Source organism: Streptomyces sp. NPDC015127, assembly GCF_043080095.1.
Lineage (GTDB): Bacteria > Actinomycetota > Actinomycetes > Streptomycetales > Streptomycetaceae > Streptomyces.
Map to the genome: position 1 here is coordinate 349,621 of NZ_JBIBVE010000006.1, position 11,196 is coordinate 360,816.

Annotated in this window: 11 protein-coding genes; 5 read left to right on the forward strand and 6 right to left on the reverse strand. The window is 73.4% G+C overall.

Features of this window, described 5'->3' with window-relative positions:
* The first annotated feature begins 86 nt into the window (after positions 1–86).
* From ACF08N_RS14905 to ACF08N_RS14915, 3 genes are all read left to right on the forward strand, one after another.
* The gene (locus tag ACF08N_RS14905; RefSeq protein ID WP_392325000.1) at positions 87–728 is read left to right on the forward strand and encodes a TetR/AcrR family transcriptional regulator; all 642 of its coding nucleotides are present in this window, start codon (positions 87–89) and stop codon (positions 726–728) included.
* 314 nt (positions 729–1,042) lie between these two features.
* The gene (locus ACF08N_RS14910; RefSeq protein WP_392325001.1) at positions 1,043–2,263 is read left to right on the forward strand and encodes an alpha/beta hydrolase; all 1,221 of its coding nucleotides are present in this window, start codon (positions 1,043–1,045) and stop codon (positions 2,261–2,263) included.
* A gap of 66 nt (positions 2,264–2,329) precedes the next feature.
* Positions 2,330–3,199 (forward strand): DUF4429 domain-containing protein, encoded by an 870-nt coding sequence (locus ACF08N_RS14915; protein WP_392325002.1) that lies wholly within the window; start codon positions 2,330–2,332, stop codon positions 3,197–3,199.
* Positions 3,200–3,553: 354 nt separating this feature from the next.
* On the opposite strand, the gene ACF08N_RS14920 is transcribed toward ACF08N_RS14915, so the two are convergent.
* On the reverse strand, positions 3,554–4,567 hold the full coding sequence (locus tag ACF08N_RS14920; protein ID WP_392325003.1) for an aldo/keto reductase: 1,014 nt from the start codon (positions 4,565–4,567) through the stop codon (positions 3,554–3,556).
* A gap of 5 nt (positions 4,568–4,572) precedes the next feature.
* Entirely contained in the window at positions 4,573–5,028 is a 456-nt protein-coding gene (locus tag ACF08N_RS14925; protein ID WP_392325004.1) for a MerR family transcriptional regulator, read from the reverse strand.
* An 87-nt stretch (positions 5,029–5,115) separates the two neighbouring features.
* Between ACF08N_RS14925 and ACF08N_RS14930 the strand changes: the two genes are divergently transcribed.
* Both ACF08N_RS14930 and ACF08N_RS14935 read left to right on the forward strand, forming a co-directional pair.
* Positions 5,116–5,589, forward strand: a complete 474-nt coding sequence (locus tag ACF08N_RS14930) for a GNAT family N-acetyltransferase (RefSeq protein WP_392325005.1) — start codon at positions 5,116–5,118, stop codon at positions 5,587–5,589.
* Positions 5,590–5,609: 20 nt separating this feature from the next.
* The gene (locus ACF08N_RS14935) at positions 5,610–6,422 is read left to right on the forward strand and encodes a serine hydrolase domain-containing protein (protein ID WP_392325006.1); all 813 of its coding nucleotides are present in this window, start codon (positions 5,610–5,612) and stop codon (positions 6,420–6,422) included.
* On the opposite strand, the gene ACF08N_RS14940 is transcribed toward ACF08N_RS14935, so the two are convergent.
* From ACF08N_RS14940 to murJ, 4 genes are read right to left on the reverse strand one after another with little or no spacing between them, the layout of a single operon-like run.
* Positions 6,391–7,035 (reverse strand): hypothetical protein, encoded by a 645-nt coding sequence (locus ACF08N_RS14940; RefSeq protein WP_392325007.1) that lies wholly within the window; start codon positions 7,033–7,035, stop codon positions 6,391–6,393. The two genes, ACF08N_RS14935 and ACF08N_RS14940, sit on opposite strands and share 32 nt — an antisense overlap.
* Positions 7,032–8,564 (reverse strand): ATP-binding protein, encoded by a 1,533-nt coding sequence (locus ACF08N_RS14945; RefSeq protein ID WP_392325008.1) that lies wholly within the window; start codon positions 8,562–8,564, stop codon positions 7,032–7,034. Before ACF08N_RS14945 ends, ACF08N_RS14940 begins: the two co-directional genes overlap by 4 nt.
* Positions 8,561–9,244 carry a response regulator gene (locus ACF08N_RS14950; RefSeq protein WP_392325009.1) on the reverse strand — a complete coding sequence of 228 codons (684 nt, stop codon included), beginning with the start codon at positions 9,242–9,244 and terminating at the stop codon, positions 8,561–8,563. Before ACF08N_RS14950 ends, ACF08N_RS14945 begins: the two co-directional genes overlap by 4 nt.
* Before the next feature lie 22 nt (positions 9,245–9,266).
* On the reverse strand, positions 9,267–10,847 hold the full coding sequence (gene murJ / locus ACF08N_RS14955; protein WP_392325010.1) for a murein biosynthesis integral membrane protein MurJ: 1,581 nt from the start codon (positions 10,845–10,847) through the stop codon (positions 9,267–9,269).
* Between the last annotated feature and the right edge of the window lie 349 nt (positions 10,848–11,196).

The window sequence follows — 11,196 nt, forward strand, 5'->3', positions numbered from 1 at the left end:
TGACAAACGGGTTCACAAGTCGGTAGCTGTCACGTCGCTCACAGGTACGCTCAACAGGACGAACGCCGGGGAAAGAGGACGATGACGTGACGGTCGAGCCGACCGGACTGCGTGCCCGCAAGAAGCAGCGCACCCGTGACGCACTGGTGCGCGCGGCCCTTGAGCTGTTCACCACCCAGGGCTACGAGCGGACGACGGTCGACGAGATCGTCGACGCGGTCGAGGTGTCCCAGCGCACCTTCTTCCGGTACTTCGCCAGCAAGGAGGAGGTCGCCTTCGCCGTCCAGGAACTGGCCGAGTCGCACTACGTCGCCGCCCTGCGCGAACGGCCCGCCGAGGAAGGCCCCTTCGAGGCGATGCGCAACGCCGTCTCCGCGTCCTGGGACACGATCGAGGGCGCCATCGAGGAGATCGTCCCGCTCGACCTGCACATGCGCAGCTTTCTGATGATCGAGTCGACCCCCGCACTCCTCGCGGCGCACCTGCGGCGCTCCGTGGACATGGAGGACCTGCTCGCCCGCCTGATCGCCGAGCGCGAGGGCCTGGACGTGGACGCCGACCCGCGGCCACGGGTGGCCGTGGCGGCGTTCGGCGGAGTCATCCGGGTGACCGGACGGCTGTGGGGCCGGGGCGAGGACCCGAGCGTGGAGTCGATCCGCGCGCTCACGGAGACGTACCTCGACCACCTGGCCCCGGCCCTGGCCGAAAACTGGCGCGGGGGCGCCTGACGGCGCCGGGGGGTAGGCCCGCCGGTCCGCGGCGCGGGGGCGGCCAGACGGCCGCGGCACTCAGCGATGGGCCCCGGGCGCCGGCGGGAGGTCCGCAAGGGCCGTCGCAGGGCGCACCACGGAGGCCGGACCGCGCCCCAGGGCGTACGGCGGGCGCGCAGGGCGTCAACGGGGCGCGCGGCACGCGGTCTTGCACTGATGCGTACGCCGCGCGCACGGAACGTCACCCTCCTGCCCCTGCATTCCCCCCTTCACACGTGATCTGCCTCACCCTCTTCGCGTGCCCGGCCACCCTTCTCCTAGGGTGTCCCGCAGTGACTTCTTTCGACGCCTCCCCCGCCCCGACCGTCTGGCGCGCCCTGCTCGCCCTGACGGTGGTCTTCATGATGCTGGCGACCACCGGATGGACCGCCATACGAGATCAGGGCGGCCCGAGCACCGCGCTTGCCGCGGAACTGGCGGGCTGGCGCAAGGCCCGGGTCGGAGCCGAGGCGCTGCCCGCACCGGACTCCGCCCCTGGCCGGTTCGCCGCGTTCTTCGCGTCGATCGGCAGCGCCCGGGGCAAGCGGCTCGCCGCCGACTACCCCCATGTCGTCGGCAATCTCAACGGCGCGCCCGTCACCCTGCGCTACCGGGCGAACCGGCACGCGCTCGCCGAATCGCTGGCCGCCGAACGGCGGCGTGTGGCCGACCCGGACCTCACCGCGGAAGGCCACCACGAGGCGGTCCGGCGGATGCACCGGTTCCGCGCGCTGATGGACACGGACCGGCAGATCCTCGCCTTCGACCCGACGGGACCCGGCCGGGTCGCCGAGGTCTTCGGCGACCTCGACCGCGCCGAGCGCGTGTCGGTGATCGTCCCCGGCGTCGACACCAACCTGCTCACGTTCCAGAAGACGGCCCGCAGATACAGCGCGCCGGTCGGCATGGCGCAGTCGCTGTACGCCGCCGAACGCGCCGCCGCGCCCCAGGTGCGTACCGCCGTCATCGCCTGGGCCGACTACACCTCGCCGGTCGGCGTCGGCATGGACTCGGCGATCGGCCGGCTCGCCGAGAGCGGCGCCGTGCGGCTCAGCGCCCTCACCGAGGCGCTGCCCGGCGACTCCAAGGTCGCGCTCTTCTGCCACAGCTACGGCTCCGTGGTCTGCGGAGTCGCCGCCAGGAACCTGCCGGCCCGCGTCGAGGACATCGCGGTCGCCGGCAGCCCGGGCATGCGCGCGGAGAACGTCGCCGAACTCGGGACCAGGGCCCGCGTGTGGGCCACGCGCGACGGCGACGACTGGATCCAGGACGTGCCGCACCTGGCGGTCGGCGGGCTCGGGCACGGCGAGGACCCGGTGACGCCGGAGTTCGGGGCGCGGGTCGTCTCCGCGGAGGGCGCGATCGGGCACACCGGCTATTTCGAGCCGGGTACGGAGAGCGTCCACAACTTCGCCGAGATAGGCGTCGGTTCCTACGAGGGAATCAGCTGCGCAGGCGACACCGACACATGCCGCAGCGGTATTTACGGCGAGGACCCGGACCAACGCGCGTAGAGCGCCGTGGAACGGGCTGGTGACCGAGGGGCGACGGACCGGCGTCGGCCGCATACGATGAGGCACATGGGTGATGTGCTGGCCGGAATTCAAGCCACCTGGGAGTTCGATACCGACTCCGTGCTCATCCGCTTCGATCGGGGGGTCCGCAGGCCGAAGCTCTTTTCCGCCCTGCGTGAACGGCGCGTCCCCCACGAGGCGTTGGCCGCGGTGACACTCACGCACGGCAAGCCGGGGACCGTTGTCCTGCATGCCGTACCGAGACAGGGAGCCGACCCGCTGATGGACGCGGCGGCGGGTCAGCTGGGGGACGCCTCCGATCCGTACCGGCTGGTGCTGCCCGCGGAGCGCGAGACGCTCGCCGAGTACTACGCGGACGCGCTGCGCGACGCGCTCGGCCCCGACGCGGACCGGCCCGCCGACCGGTACACGGTCTCCGCGCCCCCGGCGCCGCTCGGTTTCAAGGCGTACGACGGAAAGGCGTCCTTCGACGGCTCGCGGGTGAGATTCCGCTGGTCGCGCACGGCGGCGTCAACCGCCAAGTGGAACGCGGGCGACCAGAGTTTCCCGGTGTCCGAGCTGACGGGGGTGGAGTGGCGCTCGCCGGAGGCGTTCGACGGCTACCTGCGCCTGCTGCCGCGCCCCGGCGCGTGTGCGCCTGCGCACGCGCCCGCGTCGCAAGCGGACCAGGATCCGGCGGCGGTGGTGTTCGGCCTGGGCTACGGCCCGGTGCACGAATCGCTGCCGTTCGCGGCGGCGGTGCTGGAGTCGGTGCGCGCCCAGTCACCGGCCCCCGCCCTGACGGCACCCCCGGCCCGCCGCGACCCGGCGGACATCGCGGACCGGATACGGCACTTGGGGGACCTGCATTTGGCGGGGCTGGTGACGGACGAGGAGTTCACCAAGAAGAAGGCGGAGCTACTGGCGGAGCTGTGACGCTTCCCCACCCCGCCCTTTCCCGTAACTGGGGCTTCGCCCCAGACCCCGCACCGCGCTTCGCGCGGTGTTCCGGGGGCTCCGCCCCCGCGCCCCCGCGCCTCAAACGCCGGCGGGGCTGGGTATGCGCGGCGCGCTCGTTTGGGGCTCCGCCCCAGACCCCGCGCCTCAGACGCCGGCGGGGCTGCTTTCGCGGAGCGAAATCCAGCCCGTCTGGGGGCACTCCCCCTACGGCCTGGCGGCCGTGGGAGGTACCCCCACCCACGGTCGCCAGGCCGTAGAGGGGAGTTCGAGGACACCGCGCGAAGCGCGGTACCGGGTCCGGGGCGAAGCCCCAGACCGCCCCCTGCCCCCTTACTCCCGCACCGTCGCCGTCGACGACATGTCCGGGTAGCGGTCGCCCGCCACCCGGTCCGCGATCGGCTCCAGCTCCGCCAGTTCCTCCGCGCCGAGCGTCAGCTCCGTCGCCGCCAGGTTCTCCCGCAGGCGCGTCGTCCTGCGGGTGCCGGGGATCGGGATCACCGTCAGGCCGTGGACCTGGGCGCGCTGGTGGACCCACGCCAGGGCCACCTGCGCAGCCGTCACCCCGTGCGCGGCGGCGATCGTGTGGACGGGCTCCAGCAGCGCCGCGTTCGTCCGCGCGTTCTCGCCGGTGAAGCGCGGCTGGTACCGGCGGAAGTCGCCGTCCGACAGGTCCGTGCCCGCGTCCGTGAACGCCCCCGTGAGGAAGCCCCGCCCCAGCGGGGAGTACGGGACGAGCGCCACGCCCAGGTCGGCCGCCGCGCCCACCGCGCTGCGTTCGACGTCCCGGCTGAACAGCGACCACTCGGACTGGAGCGCCGCGATGGGGTGCACGGCGTGCGCCTCGCGCAGCTCGGCACCGGTGACCTCGCTCAGGCCGAGATGCCTGACGAGGCCGCGCTCCACCAGCTCGACCATCGCTCCGACCGATTCGGCGAGCGGCACGGCCGGGTCGCGACGGTGCATGTAGTAGAGGTCGATGACCTCGGTCCCCAGTCGCCGCAGGCTGTCCTCGGCAGCCTGCCGGATGTAGGCGGGGTCGTTGCGCACGCCCCGGTAGTGCGGGTCGTCGGTGCGCTCGATGGCGAACTTCGTGGCCAGTGTGATCTCGTCCCGGTGCGCGGCGACGAAGGGGGCGAGGAACTCCTCGTTGGCGCCCCGCCCGTACACGTCCGCCGTGTCGAAGAGCGTGACGCCCCCGGCGAGCGCCCCCTCCAGGGTCTGCCGCGCCGCGGCCTCGTCCGTGTCGCCGTAGAACTCGCTCATGCCCATGCAGCCGAGGCCCTGGACGCCGACCTGCGGGCCGTGTGTCCCGAGCGTCACCTGGCGGATCCTGCTGTTGCTCATCAGGGTCAGACCCTCTCCGACGCCGTGCGGGCGTCCGCGTAGTACTCGATCTTGTGGTCCAGCACCGCGAGCGTGTCCTGGAGTTCGGCGATCCGGTCGACGACGGCGCGCCGGGTCCGCTGCAGCAGGTCCGCGCGTGCCTCGAAGGTGTGCTCGCCCTCGCGGACCATCTCGGCGTACGTGACCATGTCCGCGACGGACATCCCGGTCAGCCGGAGTTTGCCGACGAAGCCGAGCCAGTCGAGGTCGCGGTTGGTGAACCGGCGCTGCCCGGTGTGCGAGCGGTCGATGTGCGGCATCAGCCCGATCCGCTCGTACCAGCGCAGGGTGTGCGCGCTGAGTCCGGTGAAGGCGACGACCTCGCTGATCGTGTAGCGGTCCTGGCCGTCGGGGCGCGGATGCGCGGGGGGTGCCGCCTTGCAGAGATCGGTCCGGGCGGCCCTGCTCTCGATCACCGTCATGCGGTCCACGCTAAAACCCTGGAGTGCACTCGAAGCAAGGGGAATCCTGTGGCGATCGGAGTGCAGCCCGAACTAGCCTCCCGGACCATGAGTTCAGGACGCACCGCACGCCCCGCCGTCCCGTCCGACGCCGAAGAGCTGGTCCGCCTGCGCAAGGTGATGCAGGACTCGTGCCACGGCCCGCATCCGGATGTGAGCTGGCAGCCCGCCGCCGTGGCGACGCTGCGCAACCGGCTGGCGGACCCGTCCGGCGCCCTGGCGGCGTATGTCGTCGACCGGCCCGGCGGCGGGCTCGCGGCCTGCGCGGTGGGCACCATCGAGTACCGGCTGGGCGGCCCGGGCAACCCGCAGGGCACGACCGGCTACGTGTTCAGCGTCGCCACGGACGAGGACATGCGCCGCCGCGGCCACTCGCGTGCCTGCATGGAGGGCCTGCTCGGCTGGTTCCGCGAGCGGGACGTGCGCCGGATCGACCTGCGCGCCTCCTCGGAGGGCGAGCCGCTCTACGCGTCGCTGGGCTTCGTCCGCACTCCCGACCCGACCATGCGGCTCACGCTGTAGCACCGTCTAGGCTCGTAGACATGCAGAGCCTGGCGATGATCGAGAACTGGCCGGTACCGACCGCGGCGGCCGCCGTCGTGCGCGCCGACGGGACAGTGGCCGGTTCCCACGGCCCGACCGGCCGCCGTTTCCCGCTGGCCTCCGTCACCAAGCCGCTCGCGGCGTACGCGGCGCTGGTGGCGTACGAGGAGGGCGCGATCGAGTTCGACGAGCCGGCCGGGCCGGACGGCGCGACCGTCCGGCATCTGCTCGCCCACACCTCGGGGCTGGCCTTCGACGAGCACCGGGTGATGGCCGCGCCGGGCACGCGCCGGATCTACTCGAACGCGGGGTTCGAGGCGCTCGGCGACCACATCGCCAAGGCGACCGAGATCCCCTTCGCCGAGTACCTGCACCAGGCGGTGCTGGAGCCGCTCGGGATGACCTCGACCACGCTGGAGGGCTCTCCGGCCAAGGACGGCGTCTCGACGGTCGACGACCTCGTGCGGTTCGCGGCCGAGGTGCAGGCGCCGCGGCTGCTGGATCCGCGCACGGTGCTGGAGGCCATGTCCGTCGTGCATCCGGGGCTGTCCGGGATCCTGCCCGGGTACGGCCACCAGAGGCCCAACGACTGGGGTCTCGGCTTCGAGATCCGCGACGCCAAGTCCCCGCACTGGACCGGCGCTTCCTCATCGCCGCGCACCTTCGGCCACTTCGGCCAGTCCGGCACCTTCCTGTGGATCGACCCGGACGCGCGTGCCGCGTGCGTGGCGCTCACGGACCGGGCGTTCGGGCCGTGGGCGATCGAGGCGTGGCCGGCGTTCACGGACTCGGTGCTGGCGGAGTTGCGGTAGGGGTCGGCCGGGGGACCGGCTGCTCACCGGACCCCTCCTCCGGTGCGTGGTCCGCCCGGCGGGGCTCGTCGGTCGCCACCGGGCCCGAGCCGGTGTCACAGCGGGCCGGGTCGAGTGTGCCGTCCACGCCACGGAGGGTCACCTGCGTCTGTCCGTCGGCGTCCTCGGCGTAGGCGATCGTGCAGACGAGCTGCCGCCGCGCGGGCCTGCTCAGGTCGCGGACAGGGGCGGCGATCGTGACGACCACCGTGCCCGGGCCCGGTTCGACCTTCGGCGCGAGGCCCGCGGGCGGCAGGGAGACGTCGCTGCGGAGCCCGTACCCGGCCTCCTCCGCGTTCGGGCCGCCCAGCAGCGCCGCGACGGTCTTGTCGGTCGACGGGCGGGTGCGCTCGACGGCGGAGTCGCCGAAGGGGTCGCCCGTGTAGCGGCTCACCGGCATCAGGACGCCGTCCGGGGAGTAGAAGAAGAGGAGCATCCGCACCTCGCGTGCGGGGAGCACATCGATGGTGGCGGGGCCGCCCGCCTCGATGACGTCGGACTCCTGGATGCCGCAGGCCGTGAGCAAGGCCGCTGCCGCGAGTCCCGCCAGGGCGGCGCGTACGCGCTGCATCATGCCGTCACCGCCCCCCTTTCCGGCTCGGCGGGAAGCTCGACGGTGAACACCGCGCCGCCCGCGGGCCCGTTGGCGGCGCGGATCGTGCCGCCGTGGAGTCGTACGTTCTCCTGGGTGATCGCGAGTCCCAGTCCGCTGCCCGCCGACCGGGTACGTGCCGCGTCCGCCTTGTAGAAGCGGTCGAAGATGTGCGGCAGCACGTCGGGGCGGATACCGGGCCCGCTGTCGGTGACCTCGGTGACCAGCAGCGGTGTGCCGTCCGGGCCCGTCCCGGTGCGCAGCCGTACGGTGACGGGCGCGCCGCCGTGCCGCAGCGCGTTGCCGACGAGGTTGGCGACGACGACGTCGAAGCGGCGGGGGTCGAGGCGGAAGCGGATGCCGTCGGGCAGCTCGGTGCGGACCCGGTCGGTCCAGTGCCGGTTCTCCAGGGTCTTGCGTATGGTCTCCGCGGCGTCGACCTCGTCGGTGTTGAGCTCGGCGGCGCGGGCGTCGAAGCGGGAGATCTCCATCAGGTCCTCGACGAGGACCGCGAGCTTGCCCGTCTCCGCGCTGATCAGGCGCACGGCCCGCGCGGTGTCCGGGTCGAGGGTGTCCGCGTCCTCGTCGAGCACCTCGGTGACGGCGAGCATCCCGGCGAGCGGCGTGCGCAGTTCGTGCGAGACGTCGGAGGCGAAGCGGCGGGCGCGGGCCTCGGCCTGCTGCAGTTCGTCGACGGATCTCTCCAGTTGGGCCGCGGACTCGTTGAACGTGCCGGCCAGTTCGGCGAGTTCGTCGCGTCCCCGGATGCGGATCCGGGTGTCGAGCCGGCCGCTGCCCATGGAACGTGCGGCCGCACGCAGCTCGCGGACCGGCCGCAGGACACTGCGCGCGGCGAACAGCGCGGGCACGAGCGCGATCGCGAGGCCGGGCAGGGCGCCGTCCCGGGCCGCGGCGACCAGGGCGTCGATGTTCGCCTGTTCGTCCGTCATCCTCATCACCGCGTACAGGACGAGCCCCGTGGGCAGCGTGCCGCCCGAGCCGACCTTCACCACCACGGGCATGGCGACGGTCAGGTACGGGACGCCGTCCTTGACGACGCGTTCGAAGCTGCCGTGCGGGGAGCCGGAGCGTGCGGTGCGGCGCAGGTCCTCCGTGATCACGGTCGAGGCGGGGCTCGTGCCGGAGGAGACGCGCAGCGAGCCGTACTCGGCGAAGACGACCCAGGGATGCGGTTTGGCCTTGCGGGCGATGCCGCGCAGCAGCTCCTGCATCACGGTGCGGTCCACGGGCAGCCCGACGCCGAGCGTCTGGACCTGCTCGCGGAAGGACTCCACCGCCGTGTCCTGGGCGCTGGCGAGGACCGCGTTGCGCGCCTCGCGGTAGGTGAGGGCCGCGGTCGTCCCGGCGCTGACAACGGCTACGAGCAGGAAGGCGATGACCAGCCGGGTGCGCAGTCCGAAGGCGGCGATACGGCCCCGGCCGCCGCTGCTCCCGCCGCGCCTGCCCGGCCCCGGCCCCTGGCCCGCGCGGCGCCCGGTCCGGCTTCTCACAGGGGTCCGAAGCGGTAGCCGAAGCCCCGCAGGGTCTGGATGTAGCGCGGGGTGCCCGAGGAGTCCTCGATCTTGGTCCGCAGCCGTCGTACGCACGCGTCGACGAGCCGCGCGTCGCCGTGGTAGCTGTGCTCCCAGACGTGCTCCAGTAGTTGCTGACGGCTGAACACCTGCTCCGGGGCCGCGGACAGGTGCAGCAGCAGCTTCAGCTCCGAGGGGGCGAGGGCGAGGGGCCGGCCGGCCTTGGTGACGGTGAGTCCGGCGCGGTCGATGGCGAGTTCGCCGTGGAACTCGACGGCGGGCTTCCCGGCGCCCGGCCCCTCGATGCGGCGCAGCACGGCCCGGATGCGGGCCTCGATCACCTCGGTGCGGGCCGGTTTGACGATGTAGTCGTCCGCGCCCGCCTCCAGGCCGACGACCACGTCGAAGTCGTCGCCGCGGGCGGTGAGCATGATGATGGGCAGCTGGCTGTTCTCCCGTACGCGGCGGCAGACCTGGACACCGTTCATGCCGGGCAGCATCAGGTCGAGCAGCAGCAGGTCGGGCCGGAATGCGTGCAGGGCGTCGAGCCCCGCCTCGCCGGTGGCGGCGGTGCGGACCTCGTGGCCCCGGCGGCGCAGCCCGAGTTCGACCCCTTCGCGTACGGAGGGGTCGTCTTCGATGAGGAGGACGCGTGGCATGGGCGGGTGTCTCCAGGTCGGGTCAGCGTCGGTCGGTGCGGCGCCGGAGCCGGGCGGCGGCCCCGGCCAGCAGCGCGGTGGTCCCGTCCAGCCGCAGGGGCCGGGCGAGCAGGGCGAAGGCGGCCGCGATCGCGAGGACGCCTGCGGCGGTGGCGGCGAGCGCCCCGGCCGGGGCGGCCCAGCGGGCGGCGAGATGGGCGGCGGCGGCCGCGAGCAGGGCGGCGGCGAGCAGCCGCAGCTGGGCGTGGAGGGCGGCCGAACGCCACAGGGCGCCGGTGCCGCCGGCGAGCCTGCGGTGTAGGACGTAGGCGGTGACGGCCCAGCCCGTGAACAGAGCCAGCGAGTACGCCCCGGCGATGCCGGTGACCGCCCAGCGGGCGGGCAGCAGCGCGTACGCGGTCGTGGACAGGGCCGCGTTGAGGCCGGCGATCACCAGGTTGAGAAGAAAGGGGGTACGGGTGTCGGACAGGGCGTAGAAGGCGCGGGAGAGGACGTACTGCCCGGAGAACGCGACGAGTCCGGGTGCGAAGGCCATGAGGATGCCCGCCATGACCGCGGTGTCGTCCGCGCCGACGGCGCCGTACCGGAAGACGAGCGCCATCACCGGACCGGCGAGGGCGAGCAGCGCGCAGGCGGCCGGGACGATCAGGGCCGAGCCGGTGCGCAGCGCATACGCGACGTCCCGGCGCACCGCGGCCGTGTCACCGTCGGCTGCGGCGGCGCTCATACGCGGCATGAGCGCGGTCACGAGGGATACGGTGACGATGCCGTGCGGCACGGCCCACAGCATGTACGCGTTGTTGTACGCGCTGAACCCGGCGCCGTCGATGTGCGCGGCGGCGGCGCGTGCGCCGGCGGCGGTGGCGAGCTTGGTGGTGACCCAGTAGGCGGCCTGGTTGGTCAGCACGAGCAGCACGAGCCAGCCGGCGGAGCGCAGGGGACGGGTGAGTCCGCTGCCTCGCCAGTCGAAACGGGGGCGGAACCGGAACCGGGCGGCGCGCAGGACGGGCAGCAGGGCGAGTGCCTGGACGGCGATGCCCGCGGTGGTGCCCCAGCCCAGCAGTGCGGTCTCGGCGGGGGTGAGGGTGCCGCCGGCGCCGACGGCGAGGTACAGGCCGAAGACGGCGATGACGACGAGGTTGTTGAGGACGGGCGTCCACATCATCGCGCCGAAGCGGCCGCGGGCGTTGAGGACCTGTCCGAGCAGGGTGAACAGGCCGAGGAAGAAGATCTGCGGCAGGCAGGAGCGGGCGAACGCGACGGTCAGGGCCGCCTGTTCGCCGCGGTAGCCGGTGTACGCGCCGACGATGGCGGGCGCGGCCCAGACGGCGGCGGCGGTGAGGACGAGCAGGGCGAGGACGCAGACGGTGAGCAGCCGGTCGGTGTAGGCGGCGCCGCCGTCGGGGTGCTCCTTGGCGGCCTTGACGAGCTCGGGCACGAAGACGGCGTTGAGCGCGCCGCCGAGGAGGAGCATGTAGACGATGGTGGGGATGGAGTTGCCGACGGCGTACCCGTCGGCGGCGACCCCGACACCGAGCCCGGCGGCGACAACGGCCGACCGCACGAACCCGGTCGCCCGCGACACGACGGACCCGACGGCCATGACCATCCCGCTACGCGCGGGGGAGGCGGCTTTGCCGGAGTCGGCGGCGGGGTCGACGCGGCCTGCGCCAGGGGTGCCCCGGCCTCCGGCCGGAACAGCCTCATCGTCCGAGGCCCGGTCGCCGGCCTCTCCAGGTGCCTGCGGCGCGGGCGCGACCGTGCCACCAGGCGGCGCCGCGGCCGGCGCAGACGCAGCCATCGAACCAGCCGGAACGGCCGCATCGCCCGATGCCCGGTCACCGGCCTCTCCCGGTACCTGCGGCGCGGGCGCGACCGTGCCACCAGGCGGCGCCGCGGCCGGCGCAGACGCAGCCATCGAACCAGCCGGAACGGCCGCATCGCCCGATGCC